This window comes from Capsulimonas corticalis (assembly GCF_003574315.2).
Classification (GTDB): Bacteria; Armatimonadota; Armatimonadia; order Armatimonadales; family Capsulimonadaceae; genus Capsulimonas; species Capsulimonas corticalis.
This window is the reverse complement of sequence record NZ_AP025739.1, coordinates 4,401,014-4,425,833: the sequence shown is the minus strand read 5'-3', so window position 1 is coordinate 4,425,833 and position 24,820 is coordinate 4,401,014. Positions and strand designations below refer to the sequence as shown.

Annotated in this window: 23 protein-coding genes and 1 tRNA gene; 11 read left to right on the top strand and 13 right to left on the bottom strand. The window is 61.2% G+C overall.

Features of this window, described 5'->3' with window-relative positions; all coding sequences use genetic code 11:
- Positions 1-8: 8 nt before the first annotated feature.
- The 5 genes from D5261_RS18940 to D5261_RS18920 form a co-directional block, all read right to left on the bottom strand.
- Positions 9-215 (bottom strand): DUF2997 domain-containing protein, encoded by a 207-nt coding sequence (locus D5261_RS18940; RefSeq protein ID WP_119323251.1) that lies wholly within the window; start codon positions 213-215, stop codon positions 9-11.
- A gap of 12 nt (positions 216-227) precedes the next feature.
- Complete coding sequence (locus D5261_RS18935) at positions 228-1,010, bottom strand: tetratricopeptide repeat protein (RefSeq protein WP_119323252.1); 783 nt, start codon at positions 1,008-1,010, stop codon at positions 228-230.
- A 75-nt stretch (positions 1,011-1,085) separates the two neighbouring features.
- Positions 1,086-1,589: a DUF1257 domain-containing protein gene (locus D5261_RS18930; RefSeq protein ID WP_119323253.1), complete on the bottom strand. Its 504-nt coding sequence runs from the start codon at positions 1,587-1,589 to the stop codon at positions 1,086-1,088.
- A gap of 4 nt (positions 1,590-1,593) precedes the next feature.
- Positions 1,594-3,186, bottom strand: a complete 1,593-nt coding sequence (locus D5261_RS18925) for an AAA family ATPase (RefSeq protein ID WP_119323254.1) — start codon at positions 3,184-3,186, stop codon at positions 1,594-1,596.
- A 5-nt stretch (positions 3,187-3,191) separates the two neighbouring features.
- The gene (locus D5261_RS18920) at positions 3,192-4,307 is read right to left on the bottom strand and encodes a radical SAM protein (protein WP_119323255.1); all 1,116 of its coding nucleotides are present in this window, start codon (positions 4,305-4,307) and stop codon (positions 3,192-3,194) included.
- Between the two features lie 188 nt (positions 4,308-4,495).
- Between D5261_RS18920 and D5261_RS18915 the strand changes: the two genes are divergently transcribed.
- From D5261_RS18915 to D5261_RS18900, 4 genes are all read left to right on the top strand, one after another.
- The gene (locus D5261_RS18915; RefSeq protein ID WP_119323256.1) at positions 4,496-5,977 is read left to right on the top strand and encodes a hypothetical protein; all 1,482 of its coding nucleotides are present in this window, start codon (positions 4,496-4,498) and stop codon (positions 5,975-5,977) included.
- Positions 5,974-7,167, top strand: a complete 1,194-nt coding sequence (locus D5261_RS18910) for an ARPP-2 domain-containing protein (RefSeq protein WP_119323257.1) — start codon at positions 5,974-5,976, stop codon at positions 7,165-7,167. Before D5261_RS18915 ends, D5261_RS18910 begins: the two co-directional genes overlap by 4 nt.
- Positions 7,168-7,284: 117 nt before the next feature.
- On the top strand, positions 7,285-9,375 hold the full coding sequence (locus D5261_RS18905) for a SpoIIE family protein phosphatase (RefSeq protein WP_354673129.1): 2,091 nt from the start codon (positions 7,285-7,287) through the stop codon (positions 9,373-9,375).
- A 20-nt stretch (positions 9,376-9,395) separates the two neighbouring features.
- The gene (locus D5261_RS18900; protein ID WP_119323259.1) at positions 9,396-9,878 is read left to right on the top strand and encodes a DUF488 domain-containing protein; all 483 of its coding nucleotides are present in this window, start codon (positions 9,396-9,398) and stop codon (positions 9,876-9,878) included.
- Here the strand turns inward: D5261_RS18900 and D5261_RS18895 are convergent.
- The 4 genes from D5261_RS18895 to polA all read right to left on the bottom strand — a co-directional run bounded on the left by D5261_RS18895 (position 9,847) and on the right by polA (position 15,960).
- Entirely contained in the window at positions 9,847-11,265 is a 1,419-nt protein-coding gene (locus tag D5261_RS18895) for an FAD-binding oxidoreductase (RefSeq protein ID WP_119323260.1), read from the bottom strand. The two genes, D5261_RS18900 and D5261_RS18895, sit on opposite strands and share 32 nt — an antisense overlap.
- Positions 11,266-11,374: 109 nt before the next feature.
- Positions 11,375-11,920, bottom strand: coding sequence for a redoxin domain-containing protein (locus D5261_RS18890; RefSeq protein WP_119323261.1), 546 nt, complete (start codon positions 11,918-11,920; stop codon positions 11,375-11,377).
- Between the two features lie 65 nt (positions 11,921-11,985).
- Complete coding sequence (locus D5261_RS18885) at positions 11,986-13,050, bottom strand: M20/M25/M40 family metallo-hydrolase (RefSeq protein ID WP_119323262.1); 1,065 nt, start codon at positions 13,048-13,050, stop codon at positions 11,986-11,988.
- A 201-nt stretch (positions 13,051-13,251) separates the two neighbouring features.
- Positions 13,252-15,960 (bottom strand): DNA polymerase I, encoded by a 2,709-nt coding sequence (gene polA / locus D5261_RS18880; RefSeq protein ID WP_165864432.1) that lies wholly within the window; start codon positions 15,958-15,960, stop codon positions 13,252-13,254.
- Between the two features lie 125 nt (positions 15,961-16,085).
- Between polA and D5261_RS18875 the strand changes: the two genes are divergently transcribed.
- The gene (locus D5261_RS18875; protein ID WP_119323264.1) at positions 16,086-17,180 is read left to right on the top strand and encodes a glycoside hydrolase 5 family protein; all 1,095 of its coding nucleotides are present in this window, start codon (positions 16,086-16,088) and stop codon (positions 17,178-17,180) included.
- A gap of 49 nt (positions 17,181-17,229) precedes the next feature.
- A complete protein-coding gene (gene purM / locus D5261_RS18870; RefSeq protein ID WP_119323265.1) occupies positions 17,230-18,276 on the top strand; it encodes a phosphoribosylformylglycinamidine cyclo-ligase in 1,047 nt (348 codons plus the stop codon).
- 58 nt (positions 18,277-18,334) lie between these two features.
- On the opposite strand, the gene D5261_RS18865 is transcribed toward purM, so the two are convergent.
- Together D5261_RS18865 and D5261_RS18860 are read right to left on the bottom strand one after the other, a co-directional pair.
- The gene (locus tag D5261_RS18865) at positions 18,335-18,709 is read right to left on the bottom strand and encodes a response regulator transcription factor (RefSeq protein ID WP_119323266.1); all 375 of its coding nucleotides are present in this window, start codon (positions 18,707-18,709) and stop codon (positions 18,335-18,337) included.
- A gap of 50 nt (positions 18,710-18,759) precedes the next feature.
- Positions 18,760-20,148: an Nramp family divalent metal transporter gene (locus D5261_RS18860; RefSeq protein WP_218025693.1), complete on the bottom strand. Its 1,389-nt coding sequence runs from the start codon at positions 20,146-20,148 to the stop codon at positions 18,760-18,762.
- Positions 20,149-20,419: 271 nt separating this feature from the next.
- Here D5261_RS18860 and D5261_RS18855 point away from each other — a divergent pair, with 271 nt between their 5' ends.
- The 4 genes from D5261_RS18855 to D5261_RS18840 all read left to right on the top strand — a co-directional run bounded on the left by D5261_RS18855 (position 20,420) and on the right by D5261_RS18840 (position 21,909).
- Entirely contained in the window at positions 20,420-20,620 is a 201-nt protein-coding gene (locus D5261_RS18855; protein ID WP_119323267.1) for a hypothetical protein, read from the top strand.
- Positions 20,621-20,741: 121 nt separating this feature from the next.
- Positions 20,742-20,816: transfer RNA gene (locus D5261_RS18850), tRNA-Val, on the top strand.
- Positions 20,817-21,171: 355 nt separating this feature from the next.
- A complete protein-coding gene (locus tag D5261_RS18845) occupies positions 21,172-21,597 on the top strand; it encodes a hypothetical protein (RefSeq protein ID WP_119323268.1) in 426 nt (141 codons plus the stop codon).
- A gap of 69 nt (positions 21,598-21,666) precedes the next feature.
- On the top strand, positions 21,667-21,909 hold the full coding sequence (locus tag D5261_RS18840; protein WP_119323269.1) for a hypothetical protein: 243 nt from the start codon (positions 21,667-21,669) through the stop codon (positions 21,907-21,909).
- Between the two features lie 76 nt (positions 21,910-21,985).
- Here D5261_RS18840 and D5261_RS18835 read toward each other — a convergent pair whose 3' ends face one another.
- Entirely contained in the window at positions 21,986-22,933 is a 948-nt protein-coding gene (locus D5261_RS18835; RefSeq protein ID WP_119323270.1) for a ring-cleaving dioxygenase, read from the bottom strand.
- Positions 22,934-23,048: 115 nt separating this feature from the next.
- Here D5261_RS18835 and D5261_RS18830 point away from each other — a divergent pair, with 115 nt between their 5' ends.
- Positions 23,049-23,561: a hypothetical protein gene (locus tag D5261_RS18830; protein WP_119323271.1), complete on the top strand. Its 513-nt coding sequence runs from the start codon at positions 23,049-23,051 to the stop codon at positions 23,559-23,561.
- A 12-nt stretch (positions 23,562-23,573) separates the two neighbouring features.
- Here the strand turns inward: D5261_RS18830 and D5261_RS18825 are convergent, their stop codons facing one another.
- The gene (locus D5261_RS18825; protein WP_119323272.1) at positions 23,574-24,806 is read right to left on the bottom strand and encodes a GspE/PulE family protein; all 1,233 of its coding nucleotides are present in this window, start codon (positions 24,804-24,806) and stop codon (positions 23,574-23,576) included.
- Positions 24,807-24,820: the final 14 nt, after the last annotated feature.

Below are 24,820 nucleotides of genomic sequence, written 5' to 3'. Positions count from 1 at the left end.
GCGGCGTCCTAATCCCGGCGGTGATGGACATGGGTGTGGCCGGTGACTTCGTTCTGATAGTATTCCGCCGTCAGCTCCTGCTTCTCGACACGGCCCAGCAGCGTCTCAAAGATCTTCACGTAATCCGTGCAGCGTTTGCCGTTGGCGCCCTTCACATGCACCTGAACCTTGCCCGCCGCATCGATCTCAATTTCCAGCACTTCCTGCTTCGCCATATTTCCTCCCGGCTATTTTCTCAGACGCAGGCCACGCCAGAGATGAGCGAACACATTGTTTCCGCTCACACGCTCCGCCGCCCGCTCCGCCTCTACGTAACCGCGCCGCGCCGCTTGAGCCCTTTGAAAGCAGCCCTGCGCCAGTGAAAACTCTCCCAACCCTTCATGCATCAGTCCGAGCTGATAGAGCGCCAGCGGATTGCTCGGCGCTCCCCGGGCCGCCGTCAGCAAATGCGGCCTCGCCGGCGCGAATTTGCGGACCGCGTTATACGACATCCCGATGCGCATCTCCAGGTGCCAATCCTGTGGACTGAGCTCCTGAGCCTTCAGAAAGCAGCGCTGCGCGTTGACGACATCCTGGCCGGTCAGCAGCAAGCTTTCGCCGCGAGCCTGCCACACCCACGCCGACGGCGCGCGCAGCTCCACGGCCCCGTCCAGATACTCCAGTCCCTGCGCCGGCTTGCCCCCGCGCACCAGCGCCAACCCCTTGCACGCCAGCAGGTCCGGCGACTTGAAGAACTTCTCCAAAGCGCGATCGCTCCAGGTGACGGCCTCGGGGTACTCGCCCAAACAGATCAAGCAGCGGATCTGCCCGATCCACGCCTCGACCAGACCTTTGTTAAACCGCAAGGCGCGCGAATAAGACGTCAGCGCCGGCTCGTAAAGGCCGGTTTGAAACTGGCTTTCGCCCAGCTTCATGCAGCCGTGCTCGTCCATATTCGGCCATGGGTCATCCGGCGTGGCGATGGCGGCGGGCGGCTCCGGCTGAAAGTCGAGTTTCGAAAATCGTCCCATAACTTTTTCGCGACTCCTTCAAGAGAATGTCATTATCATAACACAATTCTCAGAAGGATAAAACGTTGCTGGCCTTCAATTCCAGCGGCGAACTTGAATTCGAATCGATTGGTCCGCCCGGACTTCCTGCTGGGTGACATCGAAGCCGCGCTCCTCCAGCTCCGCCATCACCTTGGAGTAGGCAAATTGCTGGCGAACGCGGTCCATCAGCGAGTATCCCGCCTCCTGCAGCTCCATCTCACTGCGGCCTTCGCCGCTGACGTGCACGGTGCACTGGCCGCGCCCATCCACACGGAACGTCGCGGTCAAGCCTTCACGCTCCATGGCGAACGATTCGCCGCGCATCAGCGTCTCCATCAAGATCTCACTGTCGTCCATGACCAGCTTCACGGAGCGCTGGACGGGCGACACCTCGCTGTACAAGAGATTTCCACAGCCGGCTTCTTCCTGACGGCGAAGCTGTTCGTTGGCGTTCGCGGCGGCGTGGTACCCCATCGCCGCGCCGGCGGCGAGGATGGCGGCGGAGATCACGGGCCAGCTGCCCGCGACAATGGGCGCGACGACAAAGACGACTGACATGGCGTTATCCTTCCTTTTCGATCGGATCCAGGTGATCCATCTCCAGCTTTCGCCCGCCGGAGACCAGGGCCTGAATTCGCGGCGCCTCTCCCGTCGAAGCGCGCCGGGCGCGGCCGTCCGCCCACTCGCGCAGCCGGTCGATCGGCTCCTTCATTGTTCGCGACAGCGGCACGCTATCGCGGGTGCAGCGCAGCAAAATCTCCGTCGATAATGGCCGCTTCGCCGAATAGGCCTCGAAAAGACCCGCAATGATGCATTGCTCAATCTCGGCGCCGCTGTATCCCTCGGCCGCTTCGGCGAGCGCGATGACGTCGAAGCATGTCGAATCGCGCCCTCGCTTCTGCAAGTGGATCTGAAAGATCTCCCGGCGTTCGGTGGCGTCGGGCAGATCGACAAAGAAGGTCTCATCAAGACGACCTCGCCGCAGCAGTTCCGGCGGCAATTGATCGATGCTGTTCGCCGTCGCCACCACGAAGACCGGCGCGGTTTTTTCCTGAAGCCAGGTAAGAAAGCCGGAAAGAACACGCGCCGAAGTGCCGCCATCCGTCGATCCGCTGCTCTGGCTGCCGGCCATGGACTTCTCGATTTCATCCACCCATAGCACCGCCGGCGCCACGGACTCCGCCACCCGGATGGCGGTGCGCATGTTTTCCTCACTGGAGCCGACGAGGCTGTTAAAAAGACGCCCCACATCCAGGCGCAGCAGCGGCAGTCCCCAAACGCCCGCGATGGCCTTGGCCGTCAAGCTCTTGCCGCAGCCCTGCACGCCGATGAGAAGCACGCCTTTGGGCGCGGGCAGACCAAATTTAGCGGCTTCTGAGTCAAACGCGACGCTGCGTTTGCTCAGCCAATCTTTGAGGACATCCATGCCGCCGATCTGCGCCAGGTTCGTATCCGCATGGTAGTACTCCAGCAGACCCGATTTCCGGATCGTCTGCTCTTTCTCGGAAAGAATAATCGGCAGGTCTTCCTCGCTCAATCGCCCCGAAATCACGAGTGTCTTCGCAAAGACATTCTCCGCTTCGTTCAGCGTCAGCCCGGAAGCGGCGCCCAGAATGCGATCCCGCGCTTCGGGCGCGACGCTGAGTTCCCGCCCGGTGCTTTCGTTGACTTCCGAGAGCGTACGGTCCAGCAGTGAGTTCAGTTCTTCGCGGTCGGGCAGATCGAACTCGACCACGGTCACGTCTTTTTGCAGCTCGGTCGGCACTTGCAGCGTCGGCCCGATAATCACCAGCGTCTTGTAGCTGTTCTTTAAATAACTCGCCAGCTCCCGAATACGCCGCGTCACCGCCGGACTGTTAAAGAACTGGTGCAGGTCTCGGAAGACATAGATAGCGTTCTCCATGCTCTCCAAAACATGGTCGAGCGCCACCGGCGGATCCGTTGTCCGCTCATCGGCTCGCCGCTTGCCCTCAACCGGCGAGCCGTACTGCTGAAGACCGCGTGCGATCGACCACAGGTACAGCTTCTTCTCGCGCCGCCGCGCGATCTGCGCCAGCGCTTCCTCGACGCGCCCTTCCTCCCAGCTCACCACATAGATCACCGGATAGCGCGCCCGGAGCAGCACTTCCAACTCTTGTATCGACTTCTGCGCCATTTGCGTTACGATCTCCCCATCCGCATCGACACCCGCTCATCGCCGGCGTTCAGCGCCGCCGCCACCGGCAGCAAATCCCCTGTCAGCCTTGTGAAGCTGACACGACCATCTTCATGAATCAGAATATCCACCGTCTCGCCGACGCCTCCCTCGGTCTCCGGCATCGGAGGCGAGGCGAACTCGGCTTCTTGGTATCGACGAACGCCAATTTCCCGCGCCAGCTCCTCGGCGCGCGCGATCTCCGGAAGCGACAGCGCTCTGCCCATCACCGGATCGCCCAGCGTCCGAAACTCGGGCAGATATTGAAACATCAAATGAAACGGCGTGTCCGGCAGTTCGCGCGCCGCCCACTCCATCGCCGGCCGCGCGCAGCACTCCAGATGCCCTGGCATCACCAGATGCCGGATAATCACGCTCGCCCCGGATCGCGCCGCCGTTTGAAACGCCGCATGCACCGACGGCAGATAATCCGGAATGCGCCCCAACTTCGCCGCGCACTCTTCATTGCCGAAGTGAATGTCGCCCAGGTAGAGGTCCACCACCCCCTCCAGCAGCGCCATTGTGTCCTCGGTCGCATACAGATTGGAGTTCCAAACCACCGGCGACGGCCGCGTCACGTCCCGAAGCATCTTCAAAATATTCGCGAGATGAACGATCGGTTCGCCGCCCACCAAATTTACGTTCGACGCGCCCTGCGCGCGCCGCTTGTCCACGCAATTCGCCAGTTCCTCCGGCGCCATCGGCAGCCCCGACATGGGCCGTGTGATATGAGCGTGCGCGAAGCAAAACGCGCAGCGCATCGTGCATCCGGAAAAAAAGACCTCGTGCGAAGCGCCCAGCTCGATCTCCTCTCCGTGCAGCACGCCCTCCCAGTGCACCGCCGTCCGGTCCGTTACCCCGCAAAAACCTCTCTCCCCCGCGTTTCGGTTCACAAGACAATGATGCGGGCAAAGATCGCAGGCGTCCAGCATGCGGTCCGCCATCTGGATCTTGCGGTCCAGCAGCCCCGCAAGCCGAGACTCCACGAAGCGCGGCGCCCGCCGGCCGTCACGAACGGCTAAATAATGGTCCAAGCCGTTTGCGAAGATCCCGTCATCGCCCTCGGGTTTCGAGTTCGTCATGGGTGTTAAACGGGGAAACACGGCGGAAGTTTCGCGGCGATTCAATAATTTTCGCGGAGAACAAAAAAAGGTATAATTCGAGCCAAGCTGCCTGTGGGACTTTGGCGCGATTTCCGTGCTCCGTTTATGGAACTGAACCCAGTTAATCGCTCCGTCATTTCCCGGGCAGCTTCTCGAAGTTTACCGTCATGACCGTCACCTCTCTCAACATTCCGCAGGCTCGCGCCAATCAGGTCGCTCGTGAAGATCTGGTGATGTTCATCAACGCCTGCTTCGCCTGCACCGGGCAGCGCGAGTTTTATAGCAGCGGCTTCGATCAGCGCGTCTCTATCGACTTTCTGCACCATTACATTCTGGGAAATTACCGATTGCTGTATGCGAGGACGCTCGCGGCGGGCGTCAACCATTTCGGTCAGGCGCAGATCCTTGTGAATCTGCTCGCCACGGGACGCGATACCCCGCCGGAACACCGCGCGGAGGAAAACGCCTTGATCGGCGCCGCGCTGCGCGCGCTGCCGCCGCACCGGGCGTGGAACGTGCTGGAGTCGCTGCGCAAACGCGGCGTCAACAACCGCCGTTCCCGCGCCGTCGCCCGCGATTATCTGGCGTCTCGCTCGGATCCGTCGTTTCATGTGGTGAAATATCGCCGGCAATTTCTGGCGTCCGCGATCCACGCGCACTTGGTCCTGCCGGGTGAGACGGGCGTATTCCTCTTCGAAGATCGGTCAAAACGCACGTTTCAGACGCCTCTGCTGGAGACGTTCCGGCAGGCGCAGTACAGCGCCGAAGCCATTTACAAGCTTCCCTACTCGATTGCCGAAGGACTGGCGGCGCGCAAGGGATTGAAGCGCGAAGTTTTTCTCGAACGGATTGCGCCGCAGATGACATCCCACGAGAAGCTGCGATTGCAGCGCACGTCCGAACGCGCGGGCTTGGACGCGCCGATGCTGGATTGGGAACGTCTGCCGCTCACGCGTCTGGCCCTCTTTATTCTCTCCATGCCATGGGCCGAGCGCAGGCAAAAGCAGGAACAGCTTGAGGAAGCGCTGCGGGCCTCCGCGCGGCACACGCTGCGCGCCGCCCCCATGCGGCTTGGACGAGTGGCGGCGGTTCTGGATAACAGCTACTCCACGTCGGGATCACAGGAAAAACGGCGTCGTCCGCTGGCCGTCGCCATCGCGGCGCATTCACTGCTTCAGGAGGCGAGCGGGACGTATCGCTCCTTCTGGACATCGCCGATGGACTCGCCGGTCATGGCGGCTCCGCGCGGGCAGACGGATCTCGCAACGCCTTTACTGGACGCGCTGGAATGGAAGCCGGATCTTGTGGTGATTGTATCCGACGGATTTGAAAACGATCCGCCGCGCGGCGCCGCCGAAGCGCTGCGCGTGTTCCGGGAGCGCCTGGATCCGCTGGGCAAGACGACGATCGTTCACTGCAACCCGGTGTTTCATTCCGACGATTTCACATTGCAGGAACTCAGCCCGTATGTCCCGACTGTCGGTCTGCGTGACGCGGAGGATCTGCCGACCATGCTCGGGTTTGCCCGCTTCGCCAGCGGCGCCGCGCCGTTGTCGGAGCTGGAAACGTATTTGGCGGCTCGCGCAGCGCACTTCCTGGGGGCAGCGCCTCTTCCAGAGGAAGCCAAAGAAAGCGAGGAAGGCGAATGACGATCCACGCCACGCCAATCTCGCATATTTCGCTGGACGGGCTCGAAATCGCTCCCTCGCAGGTTCGCGGCGCCATGCGTCTTGTCCCACTGCTGCGTCGAGGCGCGCCGGGCGACCTGCGACTCGCGCGCCGCAATTACCGGGATGACTTAACGATCGTCGCCACAAAGGGAGAGATGTTCGGACGGGATCCACACTACGTCTCCAGCTATGCGCCACACGGCATGGTGATCGACTGGAGCGAGGACGGTTCTCCGGTCGTGTCGAACGGCGCACAGATCGCCAAAGACGGAGAACAGCTTCGCGGCTGTGGCATGAGCCTGCGCGTGCTGTCGCGCATGGCGAAGCGGGAAGCGGCGAACCGGCTGCGCTTTCTGCCGCTGCATCTGGCGATGGAGGGCTTTCTGTCGCTATTCTTCTCCGGGCCGGAGATCGCGTGGCAGGAGTTCTCGCGCAAGTTTCGGAACAACGGCTTCGAATCGCGCTGGGAGCTGGCGGTGTCCGGACGGCGCATCGACGGTCTCGAAGAAGCCCTGCGCGTCTTCGAGATCCATGAAGATCAGGTCGGCATGCTGGTGTTCGTCGCCGACGAAATGGCGTCGGCCTTCGTCGTCTCCCACCCCGACGACTACCGCGCGCTGCACGAAACGCTGCTGCTCGATTTCTACGGCGAACTGCTCTATCAGTACGCCCTGCTCTGGAATACCGCGATCCCGCTGGACATCTCCGTCCACGACGAGAAGGTCACCGATCTGGCGAGCCTGCGTGCGGAAATCACGCGCGTCCGCGACGACTGGGGAAAGTTCCATGGCTTCATGGCCTCTGACCTGATCGGCCGCACGACGATCTCCAAGCCGGTCTACCAGGCCGGTCCCTTCGCCTTGCAGCGATTCATCACGACGCTCGATCCTAAAATCGAGAATCATATCGGCGAGGCGATTGTCCGAGACGACGGCATGCTGGAATATCTCAAAACATTCCGTCTCTCCGGCGCCCAGACCCGCCGCGCCTATCTGCTCAGCCAGCTCTCGGCGCACGAATGGCAACTGGACGCCGCCGCCGAGGCGCTGCAAACAACACGTCATGAGCTCGTTCACCGGCTGGAGCGGGCGGGCTTCGGATATATCCTCAACCCACAAGTGCTCGCCGAAGCGCAGACGGCGATGTGGAAGAAGAGGCGTGTTCCTTAGAGAGTACGCCCGTTGACCTTATCATCCGGAGGGTCCTGGTAAATATGCGCGTATCATGGTAAAATGAAAGGAAATCGCATCATTTTACAGCTACGGAAATTCCGCTAAGTCGCGTCGATATTCCGCGCGTTAAGGCGCGAGGGGAACACTCTCATTAACGTCCACTCACGCAGCGAGAAGCACGATCTTACCGCCCTGGCGACTCTGCGCCGTTCGGAGGCACACCACGCCGCCGTGCTGGAGGTCGCTCTGGACTGTATTGTCACCATTGACAGTCAGGGGCTGATTCGCGAATTCAACCCCGCCGCCGAACGCACCTTCGGCTATACGCGGGACGAGACGCTTGGCAAATCCATCTCAGAAACTCTCATCCCCCCATCCCTGCGCAGCGCGCACGCCGCGGGCTTCGCGCATTATTTCGCCACGGGCGAAGGGCCGATCCTGCAAAAGCGCATCGAAGTGCCCGCGATGCGCAAAGACGGATCCGAATTTCCCGTCGAGCTGACCGTCACTCCCGTGCAAATCGAAGGAGAAACGATCTTCACGGCGTATATCCGCGATCTCACCGCCACGCGGGAGCGCGAGCGCGATCTGAAGGAGAGCGAGGAGCGTCTCCATCGTACGCTGGAAGCGACCCACGTGGGAACCTGGCGCTGGGATCTCCTCGCGAATACGCTGATCTGGTCGGAATCGATGTATGCGATGCTGGGACGAAGCGAGGATGTGGAGCCCACCTTTGAAAGCTTCATCGAGTGGGTTCATCCTGACGACCGGACGGCGGTCCAAAACGCCGTCACGACGTCCCTGCGGGATAAGTCGGAATACGATATCGAGCTGCGGGTAATATGGCCGGACGGCAGCGTGCACTGGCACGCCGCCAAAGGGTGCGGTTTTTATGACGCATCCGATATCGCAACCCACATGGAAGGACTGAGCATCGACGTCACCGAACGCAAGCGCGCCGAAGAAGAGCTGCGCACGCATGCGGATTACGAGGCGCTTCAGAACAAGATCGGCAAGGCGGTCCGCACGCTGCGCGACCCGGACGGAATTCAGCAGGCGAGCGCCCACGCGCTTGGCGAACTGATGCAGGTCGACCGATGCTACTTTTCCTTTTACGATATCCCGGCGGACACTCGCTGGATCGGTCAGGACTTCCGCCGCGAAGGAATGCCGTCACTCGCCGGAACGTACAAAATCTCGGATTTTCAAGTCAACCCGGAGGATTATCATCCGGACGGCCAAACCCTGATCGTCAACGATGTCGAGACATGGTCCTTCCCGGCTCCCCTCCTCGCGGCGATGAAGCGCCTGCGCGTGCGCGCCGCCCTCGCCGTCCCCATTTACGACGCCGGTCGCCTTTCGGCGACGCTCACGGTCGCAATGGCGGACACGACTCGCTTCTGGACGGACGCCGAAATTGCCCTGGTCGAAGCGGTCGCGCTGCAAACGAGAAACGCGGTCGAGGAGGCGCGCGCCCAGCAGCGCGAGAGCCGGATCGCGACGGCGCTGCAAGCGGCGCTGCAGCCGCTCGCTCCAGACGTTATCCCCGGCCTTGAGATCGCTCCATTCATGAAGCCCGCTCTGGAGGAAGCCTCCATCGGCGGGGATTTCTATGACGTTTTCGCGCTCAACGCCACCTGTTACGCGCTCGTGATCGGCGATGTCTCCGGCAAGGGGCTGGCCGCCGCCGCGCAGCTCGCCACCGTGCGCAATATGCTGCGCACCGTTCTCTATCAAAAAGCGCCTCTCGACGAATCCATCTCCGATCTGAACGCCATTCTTACCAATCACGATCTGCTGACGGGATACGTCACGGTGTTCTGCTCGGTTTACGATTCGACCAACAGCACACTCAAATATGTTTCCTGCGGCCACGAGCCCGGCCTCCTGCGCCGATCGGACGGCGCTCTGGAAACGCTGGATCCCTGCGGCCCGCCGCTGGGAGTCGCGGAGCAGGCGCGCTACATGGCGCGGTCGATCACGCTCGCCAAACACGACACGCTTCTCCTCTACACGGACGGCCTTTCGGAAGCCGGGGTTACGCGGCTCAGCCTGCTGGGTACAACAGGACTGATACGCTTACTGACCGGACTGCCCGCGGATCTATCGCTCCCGGAAGCCGCGCAGCGTATCGTCGCCGGCGCGGGCGACTTCGCGCATGGCGTCTTCCGAGACGATATCTGTGTCCTCATGGCCCGGCGTTAATCTCCGCGCCCCCTAACATCATGCCTGAACTTTACACCATCGGCTACGAGGGATCCGCGCAGCCGGATCTCTTTCAAACGCTGCTCTACAACGACGTCCAAACTCTGCTCGATATCCGCGAGCTGCCGCAGAGCCGCAAGCCCGGCCTCTCCAAAACCGCCCTCGGTCTCGCCGCCAAAGATTACGGCATGCAATACGCCCACATCCGGGCCCTCGGCACGCCTCGCGACATCCGTTACCAGCGCAAGATCGATCACGACGCCGAGGCGTTCCGCAGAGGCTATCTCGAACATCTCGCCACTCAAGACGAGGCGATGCGGGATTTAGTCGAGCGAGCGCAGCAGGAGCGCTGCTGCCTGATGTGTTATGAGGCGGACGCCAGAGAATGCCATCGGTGGTTCGTGGCGGAGCGCGCCGTGGAGATGAGCGGCGGGGCAATTACGGTGGCGCATTTGGAAATCACCCCGGTCCTCACACCGCCACCGCCCCGCCCCGCGGCGTAAATTCAAACGAGCAGCCGTGCGATGTCGGCAGTATTTTCCCCGGGTTACAAAGACCCGCGGCGTTGAACACATCGCGGACATCGGACATCGTGCGCAGGGTTTCGGCGGGAAAGAGAAGCGGCATGTAGTCGCGCTTTTCGACGCCGATGCCGTGCTCGCCGGTCAGCGTTCCGCCCATGCCGATACAGAGTTCGAGAATATCGTGCGAGGCGGCCATAACGCGCTGGACTTGCTCGGGGTCGCGCTCGTCGAAGAGGGTCGCGGGGTGCAAGTTGCCGTCGCCGGCATGGAAGACGTTCGCGATGCGCAGGTTGTGTTTAGCGCCGATGCCGGCGATCGCGCGCAGGACCTCGGGGAGCTTGGAGCGCGGGATCACGCAGTCTTGAGTGACACAAGACGGCGCAAGACGGCCGAGGGTGCCGATGGCTTTTTTGCGGGCCGCCCAGAGCTTCGCGCGTTCCTGAGGCGTGGACGCCTGGCGGACTTCGCGGGCGCCGCTGGCCGTGCAGACATCGCGCACTCGGGCGGCCAGGGTGTCGATGCCGGCGGCGAGGCCGTCGAGCTCGATGATCAGCACCGCGCCGGCGTCGCGCGGAAAGCCGTAATGAAAGGCGTCCTCCACGGTCTGAATGATCACGCCGTCGAGCATCTCCAGCGCGGCCGGCACGATGCCGGCCGCCACGATGTCCGAAACGGTCTGCGTGGCGTCGTCAATCGTTCCAAACACGGCGAGCAGAGTCCGCACGGCCTGCGTCTGGCGCACGAGGCGCAGGGTCGCCTGCGTCACGATCCCAAACGTTCCCTCTGCGCCGACGGCCAGCCCCATCAGGTCGTAGCCGTTCGTGTCCTCCGTCTTATCGCCGAGCGTCACGATCTCGCCGTCCGGCAGCACCATCTCCAGCGCCAGCACATGGTTGACGGTCACGCCGTACTTGAGCGTATGCGGCCCGCCGGCGTTGTTCGCGATATTGCCGCCGATCGTACTGGCGCCCTGCGACGACGGGTCGGGCGCGTACAAATACCCATCGCCCGCGACGGCCTTGGTCAGCTCGACATTCACCGCCCCCGCCTGCGCCGTCAGCCGCCGGTTGCGCAGATCGATATCCAAAACCCGATTCATGCGCGCCACGCCGATCAGCACGCCGCCCGGACAGAGCGTCCCGCCCGCAAGCCCCGTCCCCGCCCCGCGCGGCGTGAATGGAATATCGTGTTTCACGCAAAGCTTCACAATAGCCGCGACCTGCTCCGTCGTGCTCGGCAGCACCGTCGCCAGCGGCTGCGCCGCCTCCAGCGGATAGGCGTCGCGCTCGTAGGTCATGCGCTCGCCCTTACCCGACAGCACCGCGTCGCCGCCGACAATCTGTTTTAGCTCTTCGATGATGGTCATTCGCCTTTTCCCTCAATACAATATCAGATCAAGGAAGGCCGGCGAATGAATTCGCCGGCTCTTCAAATTGCCTGGGCCATACTGCGAGGGAGAAGGCGCTCTAATGTCGTTACCCCGCCTTCTCCCCACGCAGCTTCTCAATCAACCCCTGCACCGTCTTATACTCGCCGCTGCCGCCCCAGTTCAGCTCGCCGTTGAACTCATAGCGGATATTCCCCGCCTTGTCGATCAAAATCTCCGTCGGCCACGCCTGGACGCTGTAGGCGTTCCAGGTCTTTTCGTCGTTATCAGTGACGACGGGAAATTGAATGTTCCGATCCTTCACAAAATGCCGAACATTGCCAATCACGCGCTCCGTCGCCGTTTCCGGCGTATGCACCGACAGCACCGTCACGTCCGTGTCTTTGTACTTTTTCGCCCAGTCATTCCAGTAGCCCAGATTGTGCTTGCAGTTGATGCACTCGTGCGTCCAGAACAGCAGGACCGTGACTTTCCCGCGCTGGGCGGCGATGGTCGTCGGCGCGCCGTTGATCCAGACGCCTTGCGCCAGCGCCGGGGCGGGACGCGTCGTGACAGGGATAGCGTCCGCGTGGACAGCCGAAAGAGAAACCGAAGCGAGGGCCAGCGTGGCCGCCGCGAGTGTGAATGCGTTCATGAACGTGCGCCTTCCTAAGATCGAGAGTTTGTTTGCATTCTCTACAATCGAAGGAGCGGAAAAGTTCAATCGCCGTTCGCCACGCGCCGCAGAACTTCGACTAAAAGGCGCGCCAGGTTTGTCACGGAGTCTTTGTGCGTGATCTCATAACCATGCGAATTTTCGGCGGCGAAGGCCAGCGTGATCGGTCGCGCGACCAGGCCGTGCGATCCGGCGCAGCTGGCGTCGCTGCCGCCGCGCGAGAGCGCCTGCCAGTGCGGCGTGAGCTTCGCCGCCTCGGCGGCGCCGGCGATCAGGTCCAAATCCGACGCGAGCGTGTCGCAGTAACCGTCATGGACCCAGACGGTCGGCTGATCGTCGAGCGTGAAGCGGCTTTCCGGGACTCGCGGCCCAATCTCCAACGCGATCCCGACTTCCGGCTGGAGATTGCGCAGCATGTAGAGCGCCCCATGCCCGCCGACCTCTTCGGCGGAAGTCGCCGCAAAGACAACGCCTGGCAAGTTCAAGCCTTCACTCTTCACGATCTCCAGCGCCAGAAGCAGCGCGGCGACGTCGGCGCGGTCGTCAAGAAACGGCGCGGCAATAAAGTCGCCCATCTCCGTCACCGTCCGCCGCGCCCGGCCCAGAACCACACGCGTTCCCGGACGCACGCCGCGCGCTTTCAATTCCGTAACGCTCAGCCCCGTAAACACCCGCGCCGCGTCCCACGTCAGCGCGCTGTCCCGCGCCTTTACCGTCGGACTCTCCGGCGAGTTGGTGTGGATCGATCCAAACCCTAATACGCCCGTGATCTCACCCGACGACGCCAGGATCTCCACCGGCCCCTCGCCCAGCTTCCAGGGTAATAACCCCCCCAGCGAAACAACGCGCAGCAGACCATCGGGTTCGATCCGCTCCACCATCAGCGCAATCTCGTCCAGGTGCGCCATCACCACGACGCGCGCCTTTTCCGGGACCGCACCCGCGCCGGGCGCGGCGATGATCAAATTGCCCCGCGCATCGGTTGCGTGCGCGCAGCCAAGCGATTCGGCGTGCGCCGCCACGGCGGTGGCGACGGCGGATTCCTGCCCGGGCGGGCCGGGGATGGCGATGAGTTCACGGATGAGGTCGAGCGTGTTGGGTAAGGGCATGGGTGGGTCCAATCGCACGCCCCAGATCAAATCCCCGGTTATGAAACCCGGGTCTGGGAGCGCAAGGCGTTAAGCGTCCGCACCGGACGCAAACGCCGGTTGTCGATGACAAAATATCCTCCGTCCGGCACGGACGGTTAGTCGCGCAGCGACTCCCAGGCCCGGGTTTCATAACCGGGACAATTGACATATAATATCGCTTTAGGATTGAGGGCTGAATTCCACCTCGTCCAAATCCTCCAGCGGCGTTACTTCCCACCAGTTGCGCCCGGACTTCGCTTCGACTCTCAGCGGCACATCCAATGGGAACGCCGATTCCATTCCCTCCTTCACCAGCGCGGCGAGCGTGCGGACTTCGGATTCGGGGCATTCGAAGAGGAGTTCGTCGTGGACTTGCAGGACCATCTTGGCGGCGAGCTTTTGGTCCGTGAGCGCCTTGTCAACTTTGAGCATGGCGAGCTTGATGATGTCGGCGCTCGTCCCCTGGACCGGCATGTTGGCGGCTTCGCGCTCGGCGGCCTGCCGGAACTGGTAGTTCGTGCTGTTGACTTCGGGAACGTAACGGCGGCGGCCGAGCATGGTATGGACAAAACCCTTGGCGCGGGCGTCATCGAGGATCTTTTCTAAGTATTCGCGAACGCCCGGGTAGCTGGCGAGATAGGTTTTGATCAGCTCGGAGGCGACAGCCTGGCTGACGCCCAACTCTGCGGAGACGCGGAAGGCGCTGGCGCCGTAAATGACGGCGAAGTTGATCGTTTTCGCCTGACGCCGCTGATCGGAGGTGACCGGCTGCCCCTCCGGGATCTTGAAGATCAGGCGCGCGGTGCGCGAGTGGATATCGTCATCGGCGGCGAAGGCTTGCACCAGCCCCGGATCGTGGGTCATGTGCGCGAACAAACGCAGTTCGATCTGCGAGTAGTCGGCGGAAACGAGAACGCATCCGGGCGAGGCGATAAAGGCTTTGCGGATCTCGCGGCCGACTTCGGTGCGGATCGGAATGTTCTGCAAATTGGGATTGCTGGAGCTGAGACGGCCCGTGCTGGTCGCGGTTTGATTGAGCGATGTGTGGACCTTGCCGGTCTCCGGATTGATCAAAGCCGGCAGCGCGTCGGCGTAGGTCGATTTCAGCTTGGACAGCTCGCGCCAGGCGACGATCTTGGAAGCGATCTCGTGGCCTTTGGCCGCAAGGTCGTCGAGCACTTCGGCCCCGGTGGAGTATCCCGTCTTGTTCTTCTTGCCGGCGGGCAGCTTGAGCTTGTCGAACAAGATCTCCTGAAGCTTCTTCGTGGACCCGATGGCGAACTCTTCGCCCGCGATGGCGTAGATCTCCGCTTCCAATCCGGCCATGAGCTCGGCCAGGCGCTTGCTGGCCTCCTTGAGAATATCGCCATCGACGGTAACGCCCGTGCGTTCGATGCGCGCCAAGACGACGGCCAGCGGGAGCTCAATGTCAAAGAGAAGCTGCGCCAGGCCGTCGGATTCCAGTCGCGCCATTAATGGCTCGCGCAGGGCGGCAATGGCGGCGGCTTCGTCGGCGACACTCGATTCCGGATCGTCTTCGTCAAACAGCAGCTCCGTGCCGGCGAAATCGGCGGCGAGTTCGCGCAGCGGATATCCCGCGCGTCCGGCGTTCAGAAGGTAAGCGGCGACATGAGTATCAAACGTGACGCCGCGCAGCTCGACGCCGTTTCGACCGAGCACGCCTGCGGCGAACTTCAAATCATGGACGGTTTTTGGCTTGCTCGCGTCTTCGAGATAGGCTTTGAGCGCTGGGGAGACGTTCGACCAATCGACATAGGCGCCGGCGCCGTCGATCGCCAGACCAACGCCTTTGAGGCTGGCGTCCATCAGCGTCGCCTTCGCGGGCGTAAAGTGCAGCTGGATCCCGACGGGAGCGTTTGCGGCGGTGAAGCGCGCGAGCATGGCGTCGATCGCGGCGGCGTTCGTTGGAACGCTATGTTCGATCTGGGAGCGTGTGACAGGAGTTGTCAAGGCGGCGGGCGGAGCGGCGCCGCCTTTGGCGCGCTGGGCGGCTTCGAGGCCCGGCAGGCGGCGCAGCAGCGTGTGAAACTCCAGCTTCTCGAACAGCGCGCGCACGGCGGCGAAGTCAGGTCCGGTCTCCTGATAATTGTCGTTCAAGTCGATGTCGCCAAGCGGCACATCGCGCAGGATCGTCGCGAGCCGCTTGCAAAGCAGCGCGCCGTCGGTGTGCGCGATCAACGCGTCGCGCTGTTTGACCGGCAGCTCATCCACATGGTAGATCAGCTCTTCGAGCGTTTTGTACTGCCCGAGGAGCTTGGACGCGCCCTTTTCGCCGATGCCGGGGACGCCGGGCAGATTGTCGCTGGCGTCGCCCTTGATGCCCTTGAGATCGGGGATCTGCGATGGGTCTAGCCCGTAGCGATCGCGCACGGCTTTCTCATCGTAGATGACCGTATCCGTGACGCCCTTAACCATCATCATGACTTTGACGGGACCCTGCTCGTCGTCAACGAGCTGCAAGGCGTCGCCGTCCCCCGTCACGATCAGGACTTCAAAGCCTTCGTTCTTCGCGATTTCGGCGAGCGTGCCGACAGCGTCGTCGGCCTCCACGCCCTCGACCTCGATCACCGGGACATTGAACGCGGCGGCGGCGTCGCGCGCCGGCTGTCGCTGGGGTTTCAGATCGTCGGGAATAGGCTTGCGCTGGGCTTTGTAGCTTGCCAGCTCCTTATGTCGAAACGTGGGTGTCGGATGGTCGAACGCGGCGAAGATCGCGTCGGGCTTCTCGCGCTCCAGAATGGTCAGAAGCATCATCACGAAGGCAAAGACGGCGTTCGTCGGCGTCCGGTCCGACGTCGACAGATAGCGCATCGCAAAGAAGCCGCGATACAGCAGGCTGTTGGCGTCCAGAATCACAAGTTTCGGCATGTGCAGATTATACCCGCAATGCTGGAGCCCGACACGACGAAACAATTTGCGTGAGCCTCCTCGCATCGCGGCAATTCAGGCAGGAACTTTACCGCGATAAGACCAATATTCCTCGGCGCTCATCCATGGCGCGCGTGAGTGAGAAGGAGATTTTTTTGTCTATTCAAAAATGGAGCGCGGAAAAAGCGAACGAATGGTACGCCCGGCAGCCCTGGCTGGTGGGCGCTAACTATAACCCGGCGAACGCCATCAATGAGATGGAGATGTGGCAGGCGGACACCTTCGATCCCAAGACCATCGATTTGGAGCTGAGCTGGGCGCAGTCTCTCGGCATGAACACCATGCGCGTTTATCTTCACGATCTGCTTTGGAAGCAAGACGCCGAAGGATTTCGGGGACGCATCGAAGAGTTTTTGACGATCGCCGATACGCGCGGAATCAAGCCGCTCTTCGTGCTGTTCGATTCCTGCTGGGATCCCTTGCCTACCCTTGGCGCGCAGCGCGCTCCCGCCCCTGGCTACCACAATTCGGGCTGGCTGCAAAGTCCGGGCGCCGACGCCCTTCAGGATCCGACGCAGTATCCCCGGCTTCAGGAATATGTGACCGGCGTGGTCGGCGCCTTTTCCCAGGACGAGCGTATCCTGGGATGGGATGTCTGGAACGAACCCGATAACACCAACGCCACCAGCTACGGAGACAAAGAGCCCGCCAACAAAGTTGATCTGGTCGCCGCGCTCCTGCCCCAGGCGTTCGCCTGGGCGCGGTCGGCCAATCCCAAGCAGCCGCTGACCAGCGGCGTCTGGATGGGCGATTGGTCCAGCCCGGACACGCTCAGCGCCACCGAGAAGATACAGATCGCCGAATCCGATGTGATCTCCTTCCATAACTACGGTCCCGCCGAAGATTTTGCGAAGCGCGTCCAGCAATTGGAGCAGTACGGCCGCCCTCTCCTCTGCACCGAATATATGGCGCGCGGCGCAGGCAGCACCTTCCAGGGCTCCCTGCCGATTGGAAAAGAGCATCGAGTCGCCATGATCAACTGGGGACTGGTCGCGGGCAAGACACAGACGTTCCTGCCCTGGGATTCCTGGGAAAAGCCCTACACCGACCGCGATCCCGAAATCTGGTTCCACGAAGTCTTCCACACCTACGGAGCGCCCTATCGCCCCGCCGAAACGGAACTCATTCGCGAATTGACGGCCTCGGCCAACGGAAAGTAACCACGGCCAAACAGGCTTCGCCTTGGCGCGCTGTGCTATAATAGTTGCCATGAGTGAAGCAAAAGAGCAGAGCGCGTATGCGCGGGCGGGTGTGGATATCGATGCGGCGACGGACGCCGTGGACCGGATGAAGTCGCATATCAAGAAGACGCTGACTCCGGGCGTGCTGACCGGCGTCGGCAGCTTCGGCGGCATGTTCGCGCTGTCGGCGCTTGGGACATTGCAGGACCCGGTCCTGGTCTCCAGCATCGACGGCGTCGGCACGAAGTTAAAAATCGCCTTCGCGACCAACCGTCACGACACGATCGGCCGCGACTTGGTCAACCACTGCATCAACGATATCCTGGTGCAGGGCGCCCGCCCCCTGTTCTTTCTCGACTACTTTGGGACCGGCAAGCTCCAGCCACACGTCGCCGAGGCCGTGGTTAAGGGCCTGACCGACGGCTGCCAGGCCGCCGGCTGCGCCTTGATCGGCGGCGAGACCGCCGAAATGCCCGGGTTGTACGGCGACGGCGAATACGACCTCGCCGGCAGCATTGTCGGCATCGTCGAGCGCGCCAAGATCGTGGATGGCTCCCAGGTCGCGCCCGGCGACGTCCTCATCGGCCTCGCCTCCGACGGCCTGCACACCAACGGCTATTCCCTCGCCCGCCAGGCGCTCCTGCACGACGGCCAATTGCCCTTAGAAACACCGATCCCCGAACTCGGCGGTGAAACCCTCGCCGATGTGCTGCTCGCGCCGCACCGCTGCTACGCCCCCGCCGTCCTCTCCTACCTGGAGACAAACCGCGTGCACGCCATGGCCCACATCACCGGCGGCGGCTTTTTAGACAACATCCCGCGCGTCCTGCCCACCGGCGTCGGCGTCCATATCGACCGCAGCGCCTGGACCGTCCCGCCGATCTTCGGACTCATCGAAAAACTGGGCGGCGTTTCAAATTACGAAATGCACCGCGTGTTCAACATGGGAATTGGGTACGTGCTGGTCGTTCCGGCGGACGACGCCGACACGGCGATCGCGTACTTTGAGAACGCCGGCGAAAAGGCCGTAAAGCTGGGAGTGGCGATTGAGGGCGACGGAGTGGAGCTGGGGTAAGCGCTCCATCTCCCCATCGAGCTTTCGCTCGATGGGGGATGGGGCTCGAAGACGAGAGTCACTCCCCCTCCGCCAAATACTTATTCACCACCCGCACCAGATGATCCGGGCCGAACGGCTTGGTGATGTATTCGTTTACCCCCACATCCATCCCCTTTTGAATATCCTCTTCCTGCGCCTTCGCCGAAAGCATGATAATGGGCATGTCGCAGGTCGCCGGGTCGGCGCGCAGCGTGCGGGCGACTTCGTAGCCGTCGATGCGGGGCATCATGATGTCCAGCAGGATTAAGTCCGGCTTGTGCTCGCGCACCTGGGCGAGGGCTTCTTCGCCGTTCACCGCGACTAGCATTTCGTGTCCTTGCCGCGCGAGGATAAACTCCATCAGGCGGACAATCGGCGGCTCATCGTCCACCACGAGTATCTTGTAGGGCATAGTGTTTGGGTCTTTTCCTGATGGATTGTACCATAGTCAGCGCCGGATGTTCAGGCGGGATGAATCGCCGTCCAGATCTGGCGAACCAGCAAGAACAGGGACAGCGAGGCGGCGATCGCCGTTGTGGTCCAGGCGACGACATTCATCCCAATCGTGTTTTTGTAGCGCCCCATGATCCGGCGGCGATTGATCAGGATGAGCATCAGGATCAGCTCCACGGGAAGCAGCGCGCAGTTGACGATCTGGGCGTTCAGGATGATCTGGATCAGGTTGGAATGCGCGGGCAGGAACATGATCAAGAGGCCGCTGAGCAGAATCAGCGCGCCGTAGGTGCCGTAGAACAAGGGCAGTTCGCGGATGCGGCGGCCCAGGCCGCTCTCCCACCCCAGCGACTCCGTCACGGCGTACGCCGAGGACAGCGGCACGACCATGGCGGCCATCAGCGAGGCGTTCAGAAGGCCGAAGGCGAAGAGGATCGAGGCGTACTTGCCGGCAAGCGGCTGCAAGGCGATGGCGACCTGTCCGGCGCTGTCGATCTGCGTGATCCCCGCCGTATGTAATTCCTGGGCGCAGGTTACGACGATGAACATGGCGACGATCGAGGACAGCATGCAGCCGAGAATGGTGTCCCACTTCGCCAGCGCGTAGTCCTTCATCGAGATGCCTTTGTCGCGCACCGCCGATTGCTGATAGAACTGCATGTAGGGAGAGATCGTGGTGCCGATGAGCGTCACGATCATCACGATCAAATCGCCGCTCCAGGGCAGCTTTGAGAGAGGCGGCAGGAATGTCGCGTGCAGGACCTGTCCCCACGGCACGCCGATTTTGAGCGCGGTGACGATATAGGTGAGGAAGATGAGCGAGGCGATCAAGAAGACGCGCTCGATCTTCTGATACGATCCGCGCGAAACGACGCCCCATACCAGCAGCATGGCGACGGGAACGATGATCTTCCGCGCGGAGTGGCCTAAAAACATCTCGCCGACGGCGGCGATGCCGGCGAATTCCGAGACGGTGATGGCGAAGTTCGCGATCAGCAAAACGATCATCGCGAACATGGTGACTTTGAGACCGAAGTTCTCACGGATGAGATCGGCGAGGCCCTTGCCGGTGACCGCGCCCATGCGCGTGCACATCTCCTGCACGACGATCAGGCCGACCGTGACGAGAGCGAGGCACCAGAGGAGCGTGAAACCGTAGGTTGCGCCGACTTGGGAAAAGGTGGTGATGCCGCCGGCGTCGTTACCGGCCGCAGCCGAAATAACCCCGGGACCGAGGACCGAGAGCAAGACAAGCCAACGCGACCGCCGTCTCGGCGCCGAAGCGGGGCTCGGCGTGCTGGAGGCGGACCCGGACGAGGCCGGCGGTGGCGACGCCGCGGCCGACATGGTGGCGAGCGGCGACCCTTCCGCTTCGCGAATGTCGCGTGGCTCGGGCATGGGCGTTATTCATCGGCGAGCCGCTCCAGGGAGCCGGCTCATACGAACAATTGTGGCTGGGACTATGACTGTCCATGGGATTGATTTTTCGGACGCCGGGAACGATCAGCAAGAGGACGACATTATAAACCCTGACGCGCCAAGTAATTGTAGCCCCAAAACAAATGTTTTGTCAACGGCCCGCCTGGGCATAACATGGGGATACCAATGCATATGGGCGTATTCCGCCGTATAACCCAGTAAACCTCGGTTATTTAGAAAAGACACCGTCATGAACAAGGATGTACAGGCATTGATCTACGGATCCAGCCTCCTCTCCATCGCCGCAGCAATCTATCTGTTCGTCAGCGGAAAGCGCGATTTAGGCATTTTCGTCGGCCTTTGGGCGCCGACGATCTTGGGCCTGGGCACGTTTTTCAACACCGAAACCGTCAAGCAAATCGAACAAGACGCCAAGCCCGAATCCGCATAGTTTCTCTGCTGACATGGGTGTTATTCCCGCCTCTGGGAGCGTGGCGTCGAAACTCATTTTGCGCCGCGCCTCCAAAGGCTTGACTTCCATGCCAAGCGGGGGTATACTCATTTTCGTTCTCGGGCGGTTGGCGCAGTGGTAGCGCACTTCGTTGACATCGAAGGGGTCACAAGTTCGAATCTTGTACCGCCCACCATAACCGCTATGGGCCCGCTTATCCACAGAAGGATCAGCGGGCCTTTGTTTTCGCAGGGAGGGGAGCCGTTCCAAAAGAACATGACGCTTCACCTGGAACTTAGCCCCGATTTCGATGAATCCTGACTTTTAGACCGCCACTTCTACGCCTACCAAATCCACTGTAAGTCGTCGTTCGAGGTGCTTCCAACGAACGGACATGGGAACGATTCCTCAAATTTTGACGTTATTCATCATACGACGTTAAAAAAAAGGCTTCCGCCACGCTTGCTTGCAGGAATTTTTCGTTTTTTGTTGCAATTCTCTCCTTTCGAACCAACCATTCGCGGGCTCCGATGAGGGAATAGGAGAATTGCATGTCGGATTGGAAAGAAGCGGCGATCGCCGCCTATGAGTCGGACAAAGAAGCGAAGCTGCAGCGCCTTCAAAGTATACGCATCAAGCAAGCAAGTCAATTTCGAGAAAATCTATCGCAGCTGCTGCAAACGGAAATTCCGGAAGACGCCATCTCTATTCCTGGCGCTGAAAAAACCGGGTGGCCCGAAGCGGAAATGGGCGAAGTCACCTTTGTCTGCGAATCGGGAGTCGAACATATCGATATCCGTTATTCCTGCCTGCAATGCGGCCAGGTGATCGTCGAGCGGGTCGCGAACCTGACGTCGATCGGCCGCATTCTCAGCGGGGATACCGAACACAAATGCCATACGGCGACTTTGGACGAAACATCCGAACTCACGCCGGAGCAGCAATTGATCAACGCCCTGAAAGCTGTTCTTTCCTAGGAAAGGCAGCGAGGGGCCAGTACTGACTGTGTCACACGCCTTCGGTGGACCGTCAAAGGAGAAAACCGAATGGCAATTGCCTACACCACCACCAAAGTCGTCGAGGAAATCGGCGACCATCTCTACCGCGTCACGTTCACGACCGAGGACGACGCCGCGCATCTGTTCTGCGTCGTCACCGGCCGCCTGACTGAAGACGGCGCCGTCAACCTCGGCAACATCGAGTATGGCCGTCCCGGCAAGGCGCCGGTCATCGTCGAGAAGATCCGTGAAGAAGCCATCGCCGAAATCAAGGCGATGGCGGCTGCGTAAGTCGGTCCTGTCCCCGCCTGACAAACCCACCCCAGCGCTTCGGCCCGGGGTGGGTTTGCCGCGAAGACCCTCTCGCTTACTTCAGCGGCTTCAGTCCCGCTTCGATCTGCGCGCGATGCGGCTCCAGGAATGGCGGCAGCGCGAGCGCTTCTCCCATGTGCTCCCGGGACTCATCGGTGGCGAAGCCGGGGCCGTCCGTCGCGATCTCGAACAGAACGCCGTTGGGTTCGCGGAAGTAAATCGACTGGAAATAGAACCGGTCGATTTGCTGCGACGCCTGCAAGCCCGCCGCCGTGATCCGCTTCAGCCACTCCCGTTGCTCCTCGGCGTTCGGCGTGCGGAATGCGACGTGATGCACGCCGCCCGCTCCCTGACGCGTCTGCGGCAAGTCGGGGCGCTCGACCAAATGCACTTCCGTCCCCGCCCCACCCGCTCCTGTCTCATAAACCACCGCTTCGTATCCATCAGCCGTTTGATACGTCCGCGTTTGCCGGAAGCTGAGAACATCCGTCAGCACCTTCGCCGTCGCCGCCGCGCGGCGGACAGTAAGCGTGACAGCGTCCAGACCTTTGACGCCCATTTCCACGGGCACCGGGCTCTTGTCCCACGGCGTACCGCCAGGCGCGCCGTCATCCGTCACCAGCGCCAGCCGCTGCCCTTCGGGATCGGTGAAGGTTAACCGCGCTCGTCCTGAAACCTCCTCGATCTCGCCATGCGCAACGCCCAGGCTGTCAAAGCGCGCCACCCACCAGTCCAACGCCTCTCGGCTCGCCACACGCAGAGCCGTCGTCGAAACATCGCCCGCCCCTGGCCGGTGCGGCGCGGACATCGCCCAGTCAAAGAACGTCATATCCGTGCCAGCGTTCCCGGCCTCGTCGGCGTAAAACAGATGGTACGCGGAAACGTCATCCTGATTCACCGTCTTCTTCACCAGACGCATTCCCAGTGTCTGCGTATAAAACGCCAAATTCTCGGAAGCGACCTTCGTAATCGCCGTCACATGATGCAGCCCAGTCAGTTCCATCACAGCGCTCCTTTGCTCCAATAACCGTCAACACATCTATGTTAATTCATTTAACATTGAACTAACAATATCACTCATCGATCAGTTCCCGTCTGCTTCGATGTTATAATACATCATGCAACGTAGCTATCGGTACATCGGTTCTGAAGATCTCGCAAACTTCCGTTCAGAGCGACAATGCGTTCTCCAACCGCAGGATGTCTTATCCTGGATCGGTAAGACGGCGCAGCGCCTCGAAAATCACACTATCGTCGCAACGTTTGTTATTGACGTGGCAGGCGCGCTTTGGATTGCCGACCGACGTTCCGAACATGTCGCCTGCGCGGCCGGCAGGCGGGTGCTGTCCGCCGGAGAAATGACGTTTGCTGTAGACCACAAGGACGTTTCCGTTACGGAAGTGACTAATCAATCGCTGGGGTATTGCCCGGAGCCGGAGTCATGGCCGGCGGTAGCCGATGCGCTTGCACGCGCCGGCATCCCCAGCCCGACGGGCTTCACCTGCGCCTACACCATTCGTCTGTGCGAGACGTGTGGGACAAAGAATATCATCAAAGATGGCGTCTACGAGTGCGGGGTGTGCGAAAGTGTGCTGAGCGCGGAGTGGAATTTGGATCCGAGTAGGACGTGATCCGCCCGCTTATCAGATCGCGGATCCGGTGGCGCGGAGTAGTTCTTCAATGGTGGTCTTGCCAGCAATGGCTTTTCTCACTCCATCGGCGACCAGAGTGCGCATGCCGCTTGCGACTGCGCGCAGCCTCATTTCCTCGGCGCCGCCGCTTTGAAGAAGCTGAGTGACCAATTTCGAGTCACAGGCGAGGACCTCTTGTAGTCCAATACGGCCCTGATATCCAGTTTGTCGGCATTCGGAGCATCCGACTGCGCGATAAAGAACCGGCGCGTCCTCAATTTCGCAGCCTTGAAACGCGGGAAGCCAGCGCACTTTTTCCAGAGTGGCCGCTGTGTCCTGAAAAGACGCAGTGGCCTTACACTCCGGACACAGCCGTCTGATCAGACGAAGGCTGACGATTCCCTTTACAGCGGCGGCGATCGTTGAGGGACTGACTCCCATATCAATCAATCGACGAAGCGTCGCAGGCGTGTCAAGCATATGCATGGTCGTCATCACAAGACGTCCTGTGAGTGCTGCATCCGCGGCGATCTGCGCGCACTCCATATCGCGGCATTCCCCAACGAAGAGAATATCCGGATTGAGACTCAACGAGGATCGCGCGACCTCGGCGAATGTCATACCCGCTCGCCGGTTGACGCAAAATTGCGTCGCGCCTGGCAGCAGAAGCTCAATGGGATCTTCGACCGTTACGACATGATTCTTCTGAGCGTCAATCTTTGACAAACAGGAATACAAGAACGATGTTTTTCCTGATCCCCCTGGCCCGGTGACGATCACCATTCCACTTTGCCGGGCGATGAGACGTTCAAATGTGGCAAACATTTCTGGGTCAAAGTCAAGATTCGAGATGCTGGGATGTACGGCGGCTTTGTCGGCCACCCGGATGACGACGCTTTCCCCAAAAAACGTCGGGAAACACAACACGCGAAGATCGTGTTCTTCGCCTGAAAGGTTCAGGGTTATTTTGCCGTCCTGAGGTCCGCGTTTCTCAGAAACTTGCATTCCTGACTGGGTCTTGAGCCGCGCGATCACGCCTTCCTGAATCGAGCCAAGAATATACCCGCGCTCATGAAGGACGCCGTCGCGCCGGTATCGAACCAAGAGCCCATTGGATTTACGCCGAAAATGGATGTCGCTTGAGCCGAATTGAATGCCGTCTCGAACCAATCGATCGACAACAGCGCCAAGCCGATCGTCGTCGCTTCCCAGTGTATCCACTCCTTGAACGCTTTCATCCGCCATTGCCGCCTCCGTTA